The 17419-nt window shown below is 44.0% G+C and carries 21 protein-coding genes; 12 read left to right on the top strand and 9 right to left on the bottom strand.

Going from position 1 to position 17419, the window contains the following annotated elements; translation table 11 throughout:
* Together QUA58_RS27885 and QUA58_RS27880 are read right to left on the bottom strand one after the other, a co-directional pair.
* Window positions 1-1139: ABC transporter ATP-binding protein (locus QUA58_RS27885; RefSeq protein ID WP_333397326.1), on the bottom strand; the 1139-nt coding region annotated here is incomplete at its 3' end.
* 328 nt (window positions 1140-1467) lie between these two features.
* On the bottom strand, window positions 1468-1665 hold the full coding sequence (locus QUA58_RS27880; RefSeq protein ID WP_333247711.1) for a hypothetical protein: 198 nt from the start codon (window positions 1663-1665) through the stop codon (window positions 1468-1470).
* A gap of 293 nt (window positions 1666-1958) precedes the next feature.
* On the opposite strand from QUA58_RS27880, the gene QUA58_RS27875 reads away from it, so the two are divergent.
* A complete protein-coding gene (locus tag QUA58_RS27875; protein ID WP_333397324.1) occupies window positions 1959-2156 on the top strand; it encodes a helix-turn-helix transcriptional regulator in 198 nt (65 codons plus the stop codon).
* Window positions 2157-2229: 73 nt separating this feature from the next.
* Here the strand turns inward: QUA58_RS27875 and QUA58_RS27870 are convergent, their stop codons facing one another.
* The 3 genes from QUA58_RS27870 to QUA58_RS27860 form a co-directional block, all read right to left on the bottom strand.
* Complete coding sequence (locus QUA58_RS27870) at window positions 2230-2877, bottom strand: Uma2 family endonuclease (protein WP_333397322.1); 648 nt, start codon at window positions 2875-2877, stop codon at window positions 2230-2232.
* An 87-nt stretch (window positions 2878-2964) separates the two neighbouring features.
* On the bottom strand, window positions 2965-4611 hold the full coding sequence (locus tag QUA58_RS27865) for a WD40 domain-containing protein (protein WP_333397319.1): 1647 nt from the start codon (window positions 4609-4611) through the stop codon (window positions 2965-2967).
* 161 nt (window positions 4612-4772) lie between these two features.
* On the bottom strand, window positions 4773-4979 hold the full coding sequence (locus tag QUA58_RS27860; RefSeq protein WP_242724992.1) for a hypothetical protein: 207 nt from the start codon (window positions 4977-4979) through the stop codon (window positions 4773-4775).
* A 382-nt stretch (window positions 4980-5361) separates the two neighbouring features.
* Here QUA58_RS27860 and QUA58_RS27855 point away from each other — a divergent pair, with 382 nt between their 5' ends.
* Both QUA58_RS27855 and QUA58_RS27850 read left to right on the top strand, forming a co-directional pair.
* Entirely contained in the window at window positions 5362-5631 is a 270-nt protein-coding gene (locus tag QUA58_RS27855; RefSeq protein ID WP_333247721.1) for a DUF4160 domain-containing protein, read from the top strand.
* 164 nt (window positions 5632-5795) lie between these two features.
* On the top strand, window positions 5796-6248 hold the full coding sequence (locus tag QUA58_RS27850; RefSeq protein WP_333247722.1) for a DUF2442 domain-containing protein: 453 nt from the start codon (window positions 5796-5798) through the stop codon (window positions 6246-6248).
* A gap of 79 nt (window positions 6249-6327) precedes the next feature.
* On the opposite strand, the gene QUA58_RS27845 is transcribed toward QUA58_RS27850, so the two are convergent.
* Complete coding sequence (locus tag QUA58_RS27845) at window positions 6328-7026, bottom strand: pirin family protein (RefSeq protein ID WP_333397316.1); 699 nt, start codon at window positions 7024-7026, stop codon at window positions 6328-6330.
* Between the two features lie 114 nt (window positions 7027-7140).
* Here QUA58_RS27845 and QUA58_RS27840 point away from each other — a divergent pair, with 114 nt between their 5' ends.
* Together QUA58_RS27840 and QUA58_RS27835 are read left to right on the top strand one after the other, a co-directional pair.
* Window positions 7141-7479, top strand: coding sequence for a helix-turn-helix domain-containing protein (locus tag QUA58_RS27840; RefSeq protein WP_333397314.1), 339 nt, complete (start codon window positions 7141-7143; stop codon window positions 7477-7479).
* A 70-nt stretch (window positions 7480-7549) separates the two neighbouring features.
* Window positions 7550-7948, top strand: coding sequence for a DUF4112 domain-containing protein (locus QUA58_RS27835; protein ID WP_333397313.1), 399 nt, complete (start codon window positions 7550-7552; stop codon window positions 7946-7948).
* 330 nt (window positions 7949-8278) lie between these two features.
* On the opposite strand, the gene QUA58_RS27830 is transcribed toward QUA58_RS27835, so the two are convergent.
* Window positions 8279-9301, bottom strand: a complete 1023-nt coding sequence (locus tag QUA58_RS27830) for a low specificity L-threonine aldolase (protein ID WP_333397310.1) — start codon at window positions 9299-9301, stop codon at window positions 8279-8281.
* Window positions 9302-9383: 82 nt separating this feature from the next.
* Between QUA58_RS27830 and QUA58_RS27825 the strand changes: the two genes are divergently transcribed.
* From QUA58_RS27825 to QUA58_RS27805, 5 genes are all read left to right on the top strand, one after another.
* A complete protein-coding gene (locus QUA58_RS27825) occupies window positions 9384-9596 on the top strand; it encodes a DUF2997 domain-containing protein (RefSeq protein WP_172187871.1) in 213 nt (70 codons plus the stop codon).
* 11 nt (window positions 9597-9607) lie between these two features.
* Window positions 9608-10390, top strand: a complete 783-nt coding sequence (locus QUA58_RS27820; RefSeq protein ID WP_333247730.1) for an XRE family transcriptional regulator — start codon at window positions 9608-9610, stop codon at window positions 10388-10390.
* Window positions 10391-10410: 20 nt separating this feature from the next.
* Window positions 10411-12009, top strand: coding sequence for an Hsp70 family protein (locus tag QUA58_RS27815; RefSeq protein ID WP_333397308.1), 1599 nt, complete (start codon window positions 10411-10413; stop codon window positions 12007-12009).
* Between the two features lie 145 nt (window positions 12010-12154).
* The gene (locus QUA58_RS27810) at window positions 12155-13012 is read left to right on the top strand and encodes a bifunctional class I SAM-dependent methyltransferase/HIT family protein (RefSeq protein ID WP_333247734.1); all 858 of its coding nucleotides are present in this window, start codon (window positions 12155-12157) and stop codon (window positions 13010-13012) included.
* Window positions 13013-13200: 188 nt separating this feature from the next.
* Window positions 13201-13770, top strand: coding sequence for a hypothetical protein (locus QUA58_RS27805; RefSeq protein ID WP_333397305.1), 570 nt, complete (start codon window positions 13201-13203; stop codon window positions 13768-13770).
* Window positions 13771-13861: 91 nt separating this feature from the next.
* On the opposite strand, the gene QUA58_RS27800 is transcribed toward QUA58_RS27805, so the two are convergent.
* Window positions 13862-14416 (bottom strand): GNAT family N-acetyltransferase, encoded by a 555-nt coding sequence (locus QUA58_RS27800; protein WP_333397303.1) that lies wholly within the window; start codon window positions 14414-14416, stop codon window positions 13862-13864.
* Window positions 14417-14720: 304 nt separating this feature from the next.
* On the opposite strand from QUA58_RS27800, the gene QUA58_RS27795 reads away from it, so the two are divergent.
* Together QUA58_RS27795 and QUA58_RS27790 are read left to right on the top strand one after the other, a co-directional pair.
* Window positions 14721-15893 (top strand): DUF262 domain-containing protein, encoded by a 1173-nt coding sequence (locus QUA58_RS27795; protein WP_333247740.1) that lies wholly within the window; start codon window positions 14721-14723, stop codon window positions 15891-15893.
* 6 nt (window positions 15894-15899) lie between these two features.
* Window positions 15900-16961 (top strand): MAE_28990/MAE_18760 family HEPN-like nuclease, encoded by a 1062-nt coding sequence (locus tag QUA58_RS27790; RefSeq protein ID WP_333247741.1) that lies wholly within the window; start codon window positions 15900-15902, stop codon window positions 16959-16961.
* A gap of 42 nt (window positions 16962-17003) precedes the next feature.
* Here QUA58_RS27790 and QUA58_RS27785 read toward each other — a convergent pair whose 3' ends face one another.
* Window positions 17004-17312: a DUF5615 family PIN-like protein gene (locus QUA58_RS27785; RefSeq protein ID WP_333397301.1), complete on the bottom strand. Its 309-nt coding sequence runs from the start codon at window positions 17310-17312 to the stop codon at window positions 17004-17006.
* Window positions 17313-17419 lie beyond the last annotated feature (107 nt).

The following is a 17419-nucleotide window of genomic DNA, read 5'->3' as shown; positions in this document are numbered from 1 at the left end:
TCCGCGATCGATTGTGATTCCAATTGATGAGAATCCGCGATCGATTGTGATTCCAATTGATGAGAATCCGCGATCGATTGTGATTCCAATTGATGAGAATCCGCGATCGAATCTTGAATTTCTGTGGCTTCTTGCAGATTTCGATCGACCTCCGGTTCGCTGTGAACCAGATTTTCTTCCGGTTTCTTTTCAGCCGCTGTCAGCCTTAAAAACACATCTTCCAAAGTAGCGCGAGAGCGGCGCATTTCGCAGAGCCCAAATCCAGAGTCGATGATAGCTGTGGCAATTTGTCGTCCGGGTTCTCTTTCCTGTTCGCACAAGGCCCGCAGGCGGTAGCGATTAACTAAAAATTGCTGGCTTGGAATCAATTCGATCGATCGAACTCCCGGCAAATTTTCCAAAGAAGGCAACAGCAGACTGTTTACCAATTCCGCCTCGCCTTCAACTTCGAGTTCGTAACCCTCTCCCACTGCCAACTCTCCCATCAAATTTTCGGGACTACCTGCTGCGACGATTTTACCGCGATTGATGATGGTAACGCGGTTACAAGTCATGCTGACTTCCGGCAGAATGTGCGTGGAAAGGATGATTGTGTGCTGGCCGCCAAGGCTTTTGATTAAATTGCGGACTTCGATAATTTGTCGCGGGTCGAGGCCGACGGTTGGTTCATCTAAGATAATAACTGGTGGATCGTGGACGATCGCCTGCGCGATACCGACGCGCTGACGAAATCCTTTAGAAAGTTTGCGGATTAAAACTTTGCGTTTATCAACCAGGCCGCAGCGTTCGATCGCGGATGTGATTCGTTGCGCGCGATCGCCTGCAGGTACTTGCTTAATCCGCGCCACAAAAAACAGAAACCCTTCCACAGTCATTTCTGGATAAAGCGGCGGGTTTTCCGGCAGATAGCCGATGCGCTGTCTGACGGCCATCGAGTTTTCGTGAACATCGAGGCCGGCGATGCGGGCAGTACCGCTGGATGCGGGCAAATATCCCGCCAAAATCCGCATGGTTGTGGTTTTGCCCGCGCCGTTTGGCCCCAAAAAACCCAGAATTTCTCCTGATTCGACCGAAAAAGACACGTCCGCGATCGCTGCGGTCGAACCGTAAGTTTTGCTTAAGTGTTCTACTTCAATCATTTGTCAGAAGTCACGCGATTTTAGGTTTTAGATTTTAGATTTACTTTGCCAACCACAGGCGGGACGCCTGTTCCACGAAGTGGAGAGTCCCGCCCGATCGGCGGGTCGATCGAAATTTATGGCGAAATTTTTAATTTGATTTTGTCTTCCAGTGTAGTCTGGCAAGAACTAAATCTATCATAAGTGTCGATCGGACTTTGAAGCAAAATGCTAGCTAGTAGGGTGCGGCGCGCGGAAATGATTAGCCGATGTGCATCGAATCGCTACCACCTGACGCACCCTACCAGTAGAGTCCGTGCCTAACCGAACCCTCAACTAGCTGCCTTCGCTACAGACGCGGGGCTGTTTCTAGGTTGATATCGGCATTAAAAACAATCACAAATTGAGCATTGGGGATTAACTGCCGGATAATCCGCAGATAGCCGTCAGCATCGGAATGCCTGAAGAAATGGGCTACAGTGATTCGCTGCATATTGGGAAGCAGGCGAACAACCAACCACTTGTTGAGGCGGTCTTTATAAGGCATAATTAAGCTTGTCTCCATTTAGTATTGGAGCCAAAGCCAGTTCAATGCTTGTCGAGGGCGCGGACTGGCTTTTGACTTGTTTCAGGCTTTGCACACAAATTTCCTAATTCTATATAAGGCTAGAGAAATTAGGTTATTTATAAGCATTATTTCTACCAACTTTTTTATATCGAGTCAATAGTTATTTACAAAAATTGTTTAAAAAAATCAACTAAATATAGTCAATTGACTATATGTATTCAGTTGACTATATACAGTCAACTAAATATAGTCAACTGAATGAGGGATAGATAATGACGCTGGGGCAAAAGCTAAGAATACGACGCGAAAGTTTAAATTTAACTCGCATACAAGTGGCAAGAGCGTGTAAAGTTGTGCAGTCAACGGTCATCAACTGGGAAACTGAGAGACACGTCCCCAAGCTATACCCAGCAGAGATGAAAGCCCTGTGCGACTTATTGAAATTCTCGATCGAAGATTTAGTAGTTTAGCTTCGGGAATTAAGATAAAGTAGGTTGGACAATCGCGCTTTTTTGCAGAGAGGGCGATCGCTTTCTATTTGGATTACTGCTGCTGAAATTGAGCCAACAACCAAGCCCCTACCTGTGCTTGATCTTCAGTGCGACTCCGCCGCAAAGCCTGTTCCAAGACATCAATAGTTAATCCCGGCAAAACTTCAGATTTAACAATCCGCCGACTGCCATTATCAGCAATAATTGCAAAGGCAATAATTTGGGATTTCTGCACGTCCACTACCCAATATTCAGCGACTTTTAACTCTTCGTAAAGCAACCGTTTTTCACCGATATCATCAGCCAAAGTTGAGTCAGCAACTTCTATGACCAAATCGGGCGGCGGGGTAACGTCAAGACTTGCGATCGAAGTTCCTTTAGGTGCTAATTGCGCTCTTTCTCCAATATAGTAAGATACGTCGGGCTGACACTCTCGGACTCCTGTTTTACGGTAGCTACAGTTATCCAAACCATTTAAAGGGATAGCTTTCGCAATACAGAACAGACTCACTCCTAAAAAAATACTTCCATTGTCTCTAGCATGATCTGGCCCTACTGACATAGTTTCAATCCTCATTTGTCCGTTGCGGTAGTAGCATTTGGCTTTATTGTAAGCTGGGTCATCTGCCATCGCGATGAATTCTTCCCATGTTGCTACCACCCAGGTGTCTGTCGGTAATTTAGTTGTTAAGGTACTCATTTTTCACCTTTTGATTAGACAGTTTGGGTGACTATTTTTGTTATTCAATGACGCTCTAATTTAATCGTAGCACATTCGATCGCACTCTCAATTCCCCCTTTTCCAAATCTTAATTTCCCCCAACCAACCCGCACTCACAATAGTCTTGCCATCTGCGCTAATCGCCACAGCGCTAACGTAGCCAGCATGACCGCTCAAATTACCTCTCAATTCGCCCGATCGCACATCCCAAAGTTTCACACTCTTATCCCAACTTCCAGTAACCAGCGTAGTGCCATCCCGACTGAATGCCACCGACCAAACTCCATCGGTATGCCCGCTCAAACGTCGAATTAACTGCCCGTTTCCGACATTCCACAAACCGATTGTACCATTGCTGTTTCCCGCCGCTAAACTCTTGCCGTCGGGAGTAAAAGCTAGGGACAAAACAGCCAAGTTTTTGCCGCTAATCGTGCGAATTGCTTGACTGCTAGCTAAATTCCACAACCTAATTGAACCGTCTTTGCTGCCGCTAGCTAAAGTTTTGCTATCGGGACTGATTGCAACAGCATTCACCAACCCAGAATGCCCGGTCAAAGTCCGCAGCAACTCCCCCGTTTTAGCGTTCCAAATCTTAATCGTTTTGTCCCAACTGCCACTCGCTACAAATTGACCATCAGGACTAACGGCAACACTCGAAACAGCCCCAGAATGCCCGCTCAAAGTGCGTATAACCGCGCCTGTTTCTAAATTCCAAATTTTTACAGTTTTGTCGTCGCTGCCGCTAGCTAACACTTTTCCGTCCGCACTCGCAGCCAGTGCATTTACCGATTCCGTGTGTCCTTGTAGCGTAGTTTTTAATTGCCCGCTGGGAAAATTCCAAACTGAGATTGTACCGTTGCTATTTCCTGTGGTAAAATAAGCGGAAGCAAGAGTAAGGGAACTCACAACTTCCGAAGATCCTTTGAGGCTATTTGTGGCGACAAAGGCGATCGCGCTTCCAGACTTCCGAGGCGCATTATTCACAGGAGTTTTCGGGTTTGTGGCTGTTGGCGATTGGGGAAGTGCAGGCAGCGAAACAGTCGATCGCCATTTCATGAAAGTATTGATTTCTATCCCCGCCGCCACGATTTTATCGGAATTTTCCTCTAACCTAACAATGCCGTTAATTGCCACAACTCGCCCCGCGTCGTCGAGCACTGGCCCGCCGCTCATGCCCGCTCTCACTAAGTTGTTGTATACCAAAGTATAACCGTTCCAGGGAGTCTGACGGCCGGTAAGCTGACCTTCGGTGGCGATGAAAATCGGCTGTCTCAGGGAACCGCCGGATGTCGGCCAGCCGGCTACATAGGCATTTTTTCCGGGAGTTGCTGCGGAATTGGCTAATTGAGCCAGGGGGTAGCTTTGAGCGCTGCTGAAAGGGACGATCGCTAAATCAGCACCGGGCATTCGCCGGATGAGATTGTATGATACAGAGTGAGCTTTGCCGTCGGGAGTTACAACTTCGTAATCGCCTGCTTTATCGACTACGTGCCAGTTGGTAAGAATATAGTATGTGCTACCTTGTTTCTCTAAAATTACTCCTGAACCGCCTTTTGGCCCTTGGATGCGAACGGTAATTTGTTTGGCGACGGTTTTTACTGCGTCGGCGGTTAAGGCTAGGGCGATTTGAGGTGATGTGAGTGGAATAAGGGCGATCGAACTTAGGGCGATCGTAGCACTCAAAATAGCCGGAATTGTTCTGCTGTAATTCATTATTGTGTCAATTTAACATACCAACATATCAACCGACGGATAACTTTTCCGGTTTGTGGCATATTTACGGTTGAAAACGCCAAAAAGCCTGCGCGATCAAACTTTCGACATTCGCACAAGCCTAAAAATATTTGACACAGCCCTCTGGCTAGCAGAAAAATTTAGAATCGGGAACCGCACCTAGCCTCAACAATAGCAACTGGCTGATCTCTATTCTTTTCTCGGCAAATCAGAATTTGAGCCAAACGCTGGTCGGAATAATACCCATTAGCCATCCAGCCGAGGGGTGCGCCTGCGATCGCGCCAACTGCTAAACCAGTTATCAGGCTCCAAACAAGATGCTTTCTGGCGATCGGGTTTTGTTGCATAAAAATTTATCCTAAAGACTTAGCCTTAGAAAAAATACCACAAATAAAATTTACTTTCTTCCTCCTATTTACTTATTTCCTAAGTAGTAACCCATGATTAAGTATCATGTTCTTCACAGTCCGCTTAACACAATCCCAGGCAACAGCAAAAGGTGCGTCAGGATTGATGATTTTTTACCAGATTGTTAGCTTCGCGCTGACGCACCCTACGCACAAGTATTAGTAGAATGCGTCACTTGACAAAACCCAACGCTTCGGTTATTATGCAATTAGGGCTTATGCCACAATCCAAAAAATAGGGGCAACAAGGGGGGCGATTGCTCCTACTACAGGCAGGCTGTGCATAAGTCCTGCAAACCCTCACGTTGGAGAACAGCGTCTGATGCCCAAAGTTCTTGAAGACCGCCAGAACAATCTATTTGTGTATATTTATACTAACGACCATATTCCAGCTCACGTCCACATCTTCAAAGGTAGAAAAAATGATAAGAACCAGATGGAAATCAAAATTAATATTGGCACTGAAAAACAAGCTCCTAGCTTCGTTTACGCACACGATCGAATAAAGGAGAAAGATATAGTTATCGCTCTTAGATTAGTAGCCGATAATCAAGAAATGTTGTTAACCAAATGGCAAGAAATACATCAATGACTATGGAAAAAATAAAATTTATTTACCAATCTCAAGCTACTGTAAAACCAGTAGTTCCGCCTTAAGTTTATGAGAGATTCTGTCTTTCGTTACCGGAAAGACAGAATCCATCTGGGAGAAGAGTTGGAAAATGTTTAATGTCGCAAGTGACAAAAGAGGAATAAATGGCATTTAAGAACTGGGACAAAGAGTTAACCGAGGAAAATCTCCGAGAGCAAATAACCAAAGCCAAAGAAGCATGGAAACAAGCCGAGGCTACAGAACCCCGCGCCGAATCCGTGTATTACAATCAGTCTGAAGATTTAATTACGATCAAACTGAAAAACGGCGCTATTTTTTGTTTTCCTCCAAAACTGGCACAAGGCTTAGAAGGTGCTTCACCAGAACAGCTTGCTGATGTTTGGCTGCCTCCTTCTGGCAGCAGCGTACACTGGGAAAGCTTAGATGTTGATTTTGGCATTCCCGAACTTGTAACAGGTATTTTTGGCACAAAATCTTGGATGGCTGAATTAGGTAGGAAGGGAGGACAGGCAATTTCAAGCTCTAAATCCGCAGCAGCACGGAAAAATGGCAAGAAAGGCGGACGACCTAAAAAGAATATTTCTGTTAATTATTGAAATCCTTTTGAGCTATCAGCAGATGCCACCTAATGAAATCCCCGAATTCTCCAAGAATTCGGGGATTTCGCATTCAATTTTATGCTAAATCAAACAGCAAAAATTCAGCATCTGCCGTAGCTTGAACAACCAACTCAGACTCATCGCTAACCGCCGCAGCGTCGCCATTTTTCAAAGTCAAACCGTTGAGTACAACTGAACCGCGAGCCACTTGCACCCAAGCATGGCGATTCGGCTGCAAAGCATGAGAAACCCGCGAGTCTTTATCCAAAACAGCCGCATACAAATCAACATCTTGATGCACTTTCACAGCACCATCTCTCGCATCTCGCGCCGCCACTAAGCGCAGTTTTCCGTGCCTTTCTGCTACGGGAAAATCCCGTTGTTCGTAACTCGGTTGCAAGCCATTTGTATCCGGTAACAGCCAGATTTGTAGCAAATGAACCGGGTCAGTTTGCGAGTGATTGAACTCGCTGTGCTGGATACCCGTACCAGCACTCATCCGCTGCACTTCACCGGGTTTAATCGTTGCACCAGTACCCAAAGAATCTTTGTGTTCTAACACTCCTTCTAATACATAGGTAATGATTTCCATGTCGCTGTGTCCGTGAGTGCCGAAACCTTTGCCGGGGCTAACGACATCCTCATTAATTACCCGCAAAGAGCGAAAATTCATATAGTTGCGATCGTAATAATCGGCAAAGGAAAATGTGTGGTAACTGTCCAGCCAACCGCGATTTGCGTGTCCTCTTGCTGCACTTTTTCTGACGGTAATCATTTTCTGCATCCTCAGTGAAATTTATCGGTGTTCTGAGATATTTCTACTTTAAACCGAGTCAAGCTATTATGGGAAGTACGTACTAAAAAGTGCGGTAGTTACCAAAAAGATACTATGCAAGTCAAAGAGGTAAAGGTCGATCGAGCAAATTGCCCTGTAGAACGCACTTTAGAGGTGATTGGCGGGCGCTGGAAAGTCTTGATTCTGCGGGAGTTGTTTCCAGGAGTGAAGCGTTTTAACGAGCTGCAACGAGCTGTCAACGGCATTACTCAGAAGATGCTGACGCAGCAACTGCGGGAAATGGAATCAGACGCGATCGTGCACCGGGAAATTTACCTGCAAGTGCCGCCAAAAGTTGAATATTCGCTAACGCCTTTGGGCGAAAGTCTCAAACCGATTATTAATGCCATGCACGAATGGGGAATTCAGCATATTAGCGAAGATCGAGAATGAGCGGTTTCTAGATGGTTTTTTCCGTCTTCCGACAGATTTAAAATTTTTCACCTAGTTCAACAATAATAATATGAATAACATAGAGCGTCTCGCCACCCTCAACCGCATCCGCAAACTCAGCCGCCTGATGGATACCGCCATTGGCATCCCCGGCACCAAATTTCGCATTGGTTTAGACCCCATTATTGGTTTAGTTCCGGGTGCTGGGGATATCGTAGATACCGCGTTTTCCGCTTACCTAATTTATTTAGCAACTCGATTCAACATTCCCCAAAAAACTCTAGGGAAAATGATTTACAATATCGGTCTAGAAGCCGTGGTGGGTTCAGTACCTTTAGTCGGAGATATCTTCGATGCTTTTTATAAATCAAACATGAGAAATCTGGCGCTTTTAGAAGAGCACCTCGAAGCAGTTGAACCCGAACTAGCCGCAGTTGCAGAACCTATTCCTGAACCTATTAAATTGTAGGCGCGGGTTTCACGCACAATAATTGTAAATAACTCACATCTTGCACCATTCTCAAGAACAGGCAAGATGCCTGTTCCACAAAGAGTGAATTTTCTTGTGGAACAGGCCGGAAAGCCTGTTCCTAAACAAGTAATTGAGAATGGTGCAACATCTCAGAAATAACCAACAATCTCTCAAACCCGCCCCTATCAAACGAAAAATCCGAATGTAGATTTTCCGCATTCGATCCAAATTTAATGTTGATGTGGGTTATCTGTTGTGGGGAGCGGGTTGATCTAGATTGTTGGTACTCCTCAGATATTATTCGTAAACCCCGCCACTACAAAATAATCATTGATGGCGTTTAACCGCTTCCACCAAAGCAATAACATCTTCTTCTCTAGTATTAAAAGCCGTTACCAGTCTCACAGTGCATTCATCCCATCGATAAAACAGAAAACCCTCAGCTAAAACCGATGTAATCACTGCTTCAGGAAGTTGAATAAAAATCTCATTTGCTTCAACCTGATGGCAAAACTTCGCGCCCTCAACTCCTGCCAAATCTTCGGCTAATTTGGCTGCCATATTATTGGCATGAGTCGCATTCTTCAGCCACAAATCATCCGTTATATATGCTTCCAACTGTGCCGACAAAAACCGCATTTTCGAGAACAGATGGCCGCTGCGCTTGCGGTAAAAAGGGAAAGTCTTTGCTAGTTCTTGATTGAAAAATACCACAGCTTCCGCAGCCATCGCCCCGTTTTTTGTCGCTCCAAATGAGAGGATCTCCACACCGGCGCGCCAAGTAACATCAGCAGGAGAACAGCCCAAACTGACAACAGCATTTGCAAAGCGAGCTCCATCCATGTGCAGGTGCAAATTGCGATCGCGAACCACTTCCGAAATGTGGGAAATTTCCGCTGGATTGTAGACTGTGCCGGCTTCCGTTGCTTGAGTGATGCTGACGGCTGCGGGCTGTACGTGGTGGACGACACCTGCACCAGCGCGATCGAGCATTTTTCCTAAAGTCTCTGCCTCTATTTTACCATGATTTCCTGTTACTGTTACTAACTTTGCACCGCCTGTAAAAAACTCCGGCGCGCCGCATTCATCTAGATTAATATGAGATTCCGCGTGACAGTAAACAGCCCCGTAAGGAGGAGTCACAACCGCAAGGGCCAGAGAATTAGCAGCAGAACCTGTTGCTACAGGAAAAACTGTCACCGATGTCTCAAACAAGTCCGAAAATTTAACTTGCAAACGCTGTGTATATTCATCATCTCCGTAAGACTTCACAGCACCGGAATTAGCCGCTGCAATCGCAGCCATAATCTCCGGCGAAACCCCGGTTGCATTGTCGCTACAAAAATTCATTAGAATAATTGGTAAATAGAATCTATAATATAACTCAACACTCAACGGTCAACACTCAAGCATTAAACCAAGAGGAAGAATTATGGCAGAATACCGCCAAATAGAATACCGCATCGGCAAAGACGGCAAAATTACCGAAACCGTCCTCAACGCCACCGGTTCGAGTTGCACCGAAACCACCGCCGGAATTGAAAAAGCCCTCGGAAAAGTAGAATCTCAAGACTTGCTGCCAGAATACTACCAAGGCGAAGAAAATTTGAGCGTGGAACAAACGCAGACTTTAAAACAAGTTTAGAAGAGTTAAAGATGTTTGAGATCCTCGGTGCAACAGTTGATGTAACAACACTGCCTGCCTTCAGCTTCGCGCTGGCTATCGGGGGCATTTTTCTAATTTTAGTCTACCTTTATGCTGCATCTGAGGCGGGAGATGCGATCGAGTTTAAGTACGATACAATTCTGCGGGAACGCATGAATCAGCTAGACATTCTCGATTGGCAAGACTTAGGCGAAAAAGCAGGCTTAAGTCGCTTTGGGGTGCGCTTAGTGCGGCAGGGAGATGTGGGAAAACTCACGCTAGACCAACTGAGGCGGCTGGCAACAGTGTTGAATTTGAATTTCCAAGAGTTCGATCGCACTTTGAACGCGCTGCCAATATCGGCTACAATCACAACTAATCCCACCGAAATAGAAGAATTGAGGCAGCAGTGTTTCCGGCTGCGAGAAGAACTGCAGCAGCAAAAAACTCAACTAACTGCCGATTTTCGCCGCGCTACCTTTGAACAGTTGCAAACTTTGTTAACTAACTATCCCGCCGCCCGCAAAATGGCAGAAGCCAAGCCAGATATGCCCGCCAAAAATCTCTCAGCTTTGTTTACTCCCTTAGAAAATCTCTTGTTAAGCTGGGATTTTGAAACAATCGGTTCTGCCTGGGAACAAGTGACTTACAATCCGCAGTTGCACCAGCCGGATGTTGAGGATATAACAGAAGGAGAATTAGTTTATATTCGGTTTGTCGGTTATCGGGATGGAGAGCAAATTCTTGCTCCTGCTAAAGTTAGTCGCACCCTTCCAGCGGGAATAAAAAATTAAATTTAAAATCTAAAATCAACATGACTACAGTTGCAATTGACTTCGGCACCAGCAACACAGTTGTCTGCATTCTCAATCCGGATACGCAAACACCAGAAACTTTGAGATTAGGCGAGATATCCCGCATTTTCAAAACGCACAAACCGAGTGAAGATGTCCGAGAAATACCTGTAGTACCGACTTTAGTCTTTGTGAAAAGTGCGGGTGAGTTAATATTGGGAGAAAAAGTGCGATCGCAGCGTTTGGGACAATCCCAGCCCGACCGCTTTTTCAAAGCTTTTAAACGCAATTTATCTGCCGAGTTTCAGCCCCCACCCCGCAATCTTGATGGAAAAACCTACACATCAGAATCAGTAGCAGAACAGTTTATCACAACTATTTGGAAACAATTATATTTACAAAATATACAGCCAGACAAAGTAATTTTTACAGTACCGGTAGGAGCATTTGAGCGATATCTGGATTGGTTTCGCGACTTAGCAGAATCTCTGGAAGTTTCGGAAGTTCAGCTAATAGATGAATCCACAGCAGCAGCCCTGGGATATGCCGTCAAACGCCCCGGTTCTCTAGTTTTAGTAGTTGATTTTGGTGGGGGAACTTTAGATTTAAGTTTAGTTCGTACTGCCCCTCCTTCCTCAGTCAAAAATAGCCAATCTCCAAGTCCAAATTTAATGCGTGCCGAAGTGTTGGCAAAATCCGATGCTTATGTCGGCGGCGAAGATATTGACATCTGGATTGTCGAAGATTATTTGCGGCAAATTGGTTCGTCGCGGGCAGAAGTTGGCGGGGTGGGCTGGCAAAATTTATTAGAAATAGCGGAAAAGTTAAAAATTCAAATTTCTCAAGTTAATGAGGCGAAGGAAAGTTGGTTTGACGATGAAAATTTTATGTCTTACGACTTGCAGCTAAACCGAGAGAAACTTGAGGAAATTCTGGAATCTAGGCAGTTGTTAGAACAGTTGCGGCAAGCTTTAGATGAAGTGCTGAGCATTGCACTGGGAAAAGGTATCGGCAAAGCAGATATCGAACAGGTTTTGCTGGTAGGAGGAACTTCTCTAATTCCGGCTGTATCTAATTTAGTGGTTTCGTATTTTGGGCGGTCAAAAGTCCAAACAGACAAGCCTTTTGAAGCAGTGGCGCACGGTGCTTTAGGGTTGACACAATTAGCGAGTGTTGACGATTATTTGCGCCACAGCTATGCAATTCGCCTCTGGGAACCTTACGCTAAAGCTTATGCTTATTCGCCGATATTTAGCAAGGAACTGAAGTATCCCTGTGAAAGTTCCGAAGAGTTGACGCTGCAAGTGGCAATTGAAGGGCAAAGGGAAATTCGGTTAGATATTGGGGAAGTTGCGGAGGTATTGCAAGCGGAGGTTATTTTTAACGAAAAAGGGCAAATGACGAGCAGTTTGCTCAACAAACAGACGGATTTTCGCTCTCTGGAAAGCCACCATCAGGAGGTTTGTGTGGCCCATTTGAGTCCGCCGGGGGTGTTGGGAATCGATCGGGTTTCGGTGAGTTTTGAGGTGGACGAAAGGCGAGTTTTGTTGGCGACGGTGCGGGATTTGGTGACTGGTGAGGTGTTGGTGGCTAAAGGGGCGATCGCCAAACTGCAATAATGGTAAAATTTTTAGATAAGATTCGGCGATTGAAATCGCTGCTAGACAAACAAAGATAAAACTCGGCGATTTAAATCGCTTCTACACAAACGAAGTCCGCCGACGCGGACTGAAGAATATCGATTTAAATCAATTTTATACTGCCATGAAGAAGCAACAAAATAAATTCAGCCACCTGACGGCAATCGAAAGAATTTACCTGTCATTTCCGACCAAAATTTTATTGGAGAAAAACTTGCTGCAAGGGCAAATCTTAGACTTTGGGTGCGGCTTCGGCAGCGATGTTAAACTGTTGCAGCAAAAAGGTTTTGATATTGCGGGTTATGACTCTTATTATTTCCCAGAATTCCCCGAACAGAAATTCGACACAATCATTTGCTTTTATGTTTTAAATGTTTTGTTTCCCGAAGAACAAGCTAATGTCCTCATGGAAGTGTCGCATTTGTTGAAACCGGGAGGCAAAGCGTATTTTGCAGTGAGAAGGGATATCAAAAAAGAAGGCTTTCGAGAACATTACGTGCACAAAAAACCTACATATCAGTGCATTGTCAAACTTCCGTTTAAGTCAAGTCACCTAGATGAGTCTTGCGAAATCTACGAATACGTGCATTACAATCATCAAAGAAATTCAACTAATAACTGCATATTCTGCAATCCGTACAAAAACCTAACTTTACTAACTGAATCAGCCACAGCTTATGCAATCTTTGACGGTTATCCCGCCAGCAAAGGTCATGTTTTAATTATTCCCAAGCGTCACGTTGCCAATTATTTTGAACTACCGTTTAGAGAACAATCGGCTTGCTGGTTTATGGCTAATAAGGTGCAAGAAATGTTAAGTCAAGAGTTTCATCCTGATGGTTTTAATGTGGGAATCAATATTAATAAAGATGCGGGTCAAAGTCGCACTCACGCGGCTATTCATGTTATCCCCCGTTACAAGGGCGATGCGGCTGGGAATAAAGGCGGAATTAGGTATGTGATTCCCAAGAGTGAAAAATAAAAGTTAGCCAATTGTGAAAGAAATTCTTTTTTACCGCAGAGGCGCAGAGAACACAGAGGAAGAGAGAAGAGAGGAATTTATAATTTTTGTAAGGATTGTTATATTTGAGCAAACGGCGAGCAAAATAGAGTTAAAATGTGTTTGCAAGGTCTAAAAGTACACATTAGCAGCAATTTGGTGTTCTGTTTATGTCTAAGCGCAAAAAGCAAGAATGGCTCAAGGAAACTCTAGATCTCAAAGAAGACCACAATTGGAAATCAAAGCCGGGAACTCGAATTTTTGTAGCAGGAAGAGGTGCAGTCCGCTTTGATGTGCCGGAAGATTGGCATTTTGAACCGGATACTAATTCGTTCCGGTTTACGGATAAAAAGCCGCCGGATGATGATTGTCGTTTGGAGGTTTCGTTTAATTTGTTACCTCCTAACAATTGGGCTGATTTTCCGCTGGTGCCGCTATTACAGAAAATAGTTGAAGATGATACCAGAAATCCGATCGCTTTTGGGGAAATTATTCAATTGAAGCGGCAAACTGCCCGCATTGTGTGGACTGAATTTAAGTTTATTGACCCTCCAGAACAGCGGGAAGCTTATTCGCGAATCTGTATTGGATTGGGTTCTAATGTTCAGTGTTTGATTACTTTTGATTACTGGGTTGATGATGAGGAACATTTGACTCCTGTCTGGGATACGGTGATGGATTCGTTGGTTTTGGGCTTGTTTATTAGCGACCCTCGAACTGGGTTCGCACGTCCAGACTAGACCGATTTTCTGGGAAACTTTCAACAACTAATTTTGCTAAGTGTTGGATTGGCAAGCCACCGGCCAGTAAATTTAGAACCAACATTAAACTTTACAACCGCTTTGCCATGAAAATATCTGGCTTGCCAATTCCGTTCGCGTCGGGCATCACTCCGACGATCGCAAAACCCATTTTTTGATAAAATTCGTAGGGATGACCGCGCAAATTTCTAATTTGGGCGATGTGTTCCCAAACGTTAGGATAAAGATTGATGCCTGAAAGAGTGGTTTGATTGTCTTCGTCGTCGGTACCCACCCACAGCACGATCCCTCCCCGGTTTTTAGCTTCTGCTGCTAAATCAGCTACGAGCGATCGACCAATTCCTTGCCCGCGAAATTCTGTTCCCACTACCAGCGGGTGAAGTTCCCAAACATTACCGTCATACTGTTTAATCCCCCCAATCCATCCCAAAACTTGATTGCTGTCGCCGACAGCAATTCGACTGATGCGATCGGCTCCGAAAGATTCTTGCACTTCTTGCAAAGCAGAATTTATATCTGGCCAAGCATCGGGCCAATGCTCTTTAAAACCTTCAACTATTAATCTAGCTACCTGTTGAATTTTTGGCTCGTCAACCGCACGCAAATCTGGAATTTGTACGTTCATGATTTTACATACTAAATCAAGGATTACGGACTAATACGCTCACAAACCGGATTTTATAACCGGGGTAAACAGCAAACACGAAGTCAGGACTCACGAGGGCAACATTCGCTACAGCTTGCCCGCCAGCTTTCATATTTCAGTCTAGGCTAATTTTGCCATAAAATCGAATTTTGCTATTTGGTAAGGGCGATCGAGCTTCTGTGGATATAGTTGGCGATCGCTAGTTTGCTAAATTTGAGTCGGTCGGCTAATCCTGTGTAAATGCTATAATTATTAACCAGTTGTGCTTAGGGAGACTACGGAAATGCAGCTCGCACCATTTGAAAAAAAGATGTGGAAGAGTTCGCCAGCAAACACACCCAATAAAATGTCAGAGCGATGGACAAATCAGCACTACCACTTCCAAGAAACATCCATAATTACCGAGATTGATCGTGAAAAACTTCCCCGCCTTGTCGAATCATTAAAGATGTCGGGTTATATAGAAATGCGGTCATTTTACCAAAGGAGGGCGCGTTGGGATGCCACGATGAAATCGAGATTGATTGAGTCATTTATTCTCAATATTCCCGTACCTTCAATAATTTTGTATAAACAAGATTTCCAACCTCATGAAGTCTTGGACGGTCAGCAACGAATATTCGCTATTCAGGAGTTTTATGAAAACAAACTCAAACTGACAGGGCTGGAAATTTTACCGGAATTAAACGGACATACCTACAACAGACTTCCTCTAAAAATTAGAGCTAATCTCGATCGCCGTTCCATATCATCGATCGTTATTCTTGCCGAACCAACCTCGAATCCGGAAGCGGACAAGTTCCTTAAGCAAAAAACTTTTGAACGTCTAAATGCTGCACGATTAAACTTCAGCCATCAGGAAATGAGAAATATTTTATATCCTGGCAAGTTCAATGAACTGTTGCTAAAATTAGCGCGCAATCCAATATTTGCTGAAGCTTGGGGAATTCCGACAGACGATAACAGCCGAGACTTAGAGAAGAACAGTATTTATGAAAAAATGGAAGATGCTGAATTAGTTTTGCGTTTTTTTGCCCTAAGGAATATAGAACATTATCAAATGGAAATGCCAGAGTTTTTAGATTTGTATATGATGAAAAGTTTAAATTTTTCCATGCACGATATTATTTTTTTGGAAGATACTTTTATAGAAACTATTTCATTAGCCTATCGAGTTTACGGACAGCATTTATTTAAACCATTCGATCCTCAATCTCAAACTTGGTCTGAACAATCCAATCGATTCTATTATGATGCGACTATGCTTGGTTTTAACAAGCATTTACTTGATGCCTATCAATTGATGTCTGGAAGAGATCGCGTTATTGAAGCAACAAAAAACCTCTTTAACCAACCGAAAGCTCGTTTTTTGACAGGAGGTGGAACAAGTAAAGCAGAGATTCAGGAGCGGCTCGGAATATTTGACGAAATGCTTTCGCAAGTTATCGGAGAATAACTTGCGATGTTTGAGGAGCTGATCGAGAAAGCTAGTGCCAAAATTTCAACTGTTCGTGCGATAATCAAGACTAACCATCGACTTAGAAAAATCGTATTTCGAGACAGTTTAAATAAACAGAAGTTGGCAGAAGATCATGAATTTGCCGCATTAATAGAGGTAATTCCTAGCCAAAAAGAGTGGGAAATTTACGATCGCTCTGCTGTTGTAACCCGATTGTATGCTATTTACGAGCGCTTCGTTGAGGATTTAATTTCGGATTGGCTGCGACGGATGCCCGATTTGGTTCCACGTTATTCAGATTTGGGAGAAAAAATCCAAAATACCCATCGAGAGGGTATAGGCCGTTTATTGATTGACATCAAAAAGAATAGGTTTCAACACCTTTCAGTTGAGAAAGTAGTGCAAGGATTATCCTGTGGAATTACTGACACTGGAAAATACGAACTACTTCCTGATGCTTTCTTATTGCACGAAGGAAATTTACGGAAGGAAGTGCTAGAAACTGTTTTGAAAAATGCTGGGATTAAGGAGCCATGGAAATGGATAATTAACCACAAACAAATTAAATATTTTGTAGAGGAAGTTCGCGGCAGTCAAAACACGGCTGAAGGAGAACTCAAACAACTGGTTGACTATCGAAATAAAGCAGCACACGGCTCTACAGATGAGATTTTGGGGACTCAAGAACTGTTGGACTTAGGTGATTTTGTGGAGGCTTTATGTAAATCCCTCGCTGATTTAGTCACCTACAATATAATTTTACTCCAGAGCGATCGAGGGCTAGTAAGGGAGATTGGAAAAATTACTGAGTGGTTCAAAAAGCCGCAAGCAGGCGTAGCCAAAGTTCAGGAAGTTACCTTAACTGTAGAAGAACGTGTTTTTCTAGTTTTAGTTAATGATGAATTGTCGTACTGCTACGCTGCTAAAGTTGAGAGCATTCAGCTTAATGATATTTCCCACAATCATGTGGAAATAACCTCGGAAGCCGAAGTAGGGTTAAAGTTCGATCGCGATGCCAGAATTGGATTGACTATTTATGTAACTAGCTCGGATCTAGTTGACTGAATATTGTTAAGCTCTACCGATTTCAACAATGTTTTCACCATTTTACAGCAACTCCAAAGCTTCAGGAAAAGCGCGGGTAAAAATGCGTTGCAAGTCTCTATTGGTAATATTCCCACAGGTTAACCACAGAATTTGTGGCCGGCTTCCTAAACGAATTACTAAATCGATAAAATCTCGATATTTCGTGATAACAACAGTGCCATAACCGTTAGCGCGAGCTGCATTAAATATCTCAATATCCTGAGCGTCTGACAACCCAATATCTTGTAGAGTTACTGCACTCACACCAAATGTAATACTCAACCATTCTGCGACACTAGGAGGAAGTTGAGCATTTAGCCAGAAAATCATACAGCAATCCTCGGAAAGTCAATTCGGAGTCATTACTCACAAGTTAAGCTAAAAGCACTGTTGTCAATGAGTAATCTTACTCATTTTTTTACCGAGATACCAATTAA

The sequence above is a fragment of the Microcoleus sp. N9_A1 genome (assembly GCF_036701795.1).
Taxonomy (GTDB): Bacteria; Cyanobacteriota; Cyanobacteriia; order Cyanobacteriales; family Microcoleaceae; genus Microcoleus.
Note: the sequence above shows the minus strand (reverse complement) of the source record. Positions and strands in the feature narration are given on the sequence as shown.

Coding starts and splice junctions, on each gene's coding strand:
- QUA58_RS27880 (WP_333247711.1), bottom strand. CDS start 1,665: ATGCCTTATAAAGACCGCCTCAACAAGTGGTTGGTTGTTCGCCTGCTT.
- QUA58_RS27875 (WP_333397324.1), top strand. CDS start 1,959: ATGACGCTGGGGCAAAAGCTAAGAATACGACGCGAAAGTTTAAATTTA.
- QUA58_RS27870 (WP_333397322.1), bottom strand. CDS start 2,877: ATGAGTACCTTAACAACTAAATTACCGACAGACACCTGGGTGGTAGCA.
- QUA58_RS27865 (WP_333397319.1), bottom strand. CDS start 4,611: ATGAATTACAGCAGAACAATTCCGGCTATTTTGAGTGCTACGATCGCC.
- QUA58_RS27860 (WP_242724992.1), bottom strand. CDS start 4,979: ATGCAACAAAACCCGATCGCCAGAAAGCATCTTGTTTGGAGCCTGATA.
- QUA58_RS27855 (WP_333247721.1), top strand. CDS start 5,362: ATGCCCAAAGTTCTTGAAGACCGCCAGAACAATCTATTTGTGTATATT.
- QUA58_RS27850 (WP_333247722.1), top strand. CDS start 5,796: ATGGCATTTAAGAACTGGGACAAAGAGTTAACCGAGGAAAATCTCCGA.
- QUA58_RS27845 (WP_333397316.1), bottom strand. CDS start 7,026: ATGATTACCGTCAGAAAAAGTGCAGCAAGAGGACACGCAAATCGCGGT.
- QUA58_RS27840 (WP_333397314.1), top strand. CDS start 7,141: ATGCAAGTCAAAGAGGTAAAGGTCGATCGAGCAAATTGCCCTGTAGAA.
- QUA58_RS27835 (WP_333397313.1), top strand. CDS start 7,550: ATGAATAACATAGAGCGTCTCGCCACCCTCAACCGCATCCGCAAACTC.
- QUA58_RS27830 (WP_333397310.1), bottom strand. CDS start 9,301: ATGAATTTTTGTAGCGACAATGCAACCGGGGTTTCGCCGGAGATTATG.
- QUA58_RS27825 (WP_172187871.1), top strand. CDS start 9,384: ATGGCAGAATACCGCCAAATAGAATACCGCATCGGCAAAGACGGCAAA.
- QUA58_RS27820 (WP_333247730.1), top strand. CDS start 9,608: ATGTTTGAGATCCTCGGTGCAACAGTTGATGTAACAACACTGCCTGCC.
- QUA58_RS27815 (WP_333397308.1), top strand. CDS start 10,411: ATGACTACAGTTGCAATTGACTTCGGCACCAGCAACACAGTTGTCTGC.
- QUA58_RS27810 (WP_333247734.1), top strand. CDS start 12,155: ATGAAGAAGCAACAAAATAAATTCAGCCACCTGACGGCAATCGAAAGA.
- QUA58_RS27805 (WP_333397305.1), top strand. CDS start 13,201: ATGTCTAAGCGCAAAAAGCAAGAATGGCTCAAGGAAACTCTAGATCTC.
- QUA58_RS27800 (WP_333397303.1), bottom strand. CDS start 14,416: ATGAACGTACAAATTCCAGATTTGCGTGCGGTTGACGAGCCAAAAATT.
- QUA58_RS27795 (WP_333247740.1), top strand. CDS start 14,721: ATGCAGCTCGCACCATTTGAAAAAAAGATGTGGAAGAGTTCGCCAGCA.
- QUA58_RS27790 (WP_333247741.1), top strand. CDS start 15,900: ATGTTTGAGGAGCTGATCGAGAAAGCTAGTGCCAAAATTTCAACTGTT.
- QUA58_RS27785 (WP_333397301.1), bottom strand. CDS start 17,312: ATGATTTTCTGGCTAAATGCTCAACTTCCTCCTAGTGTCGCAGAATGG.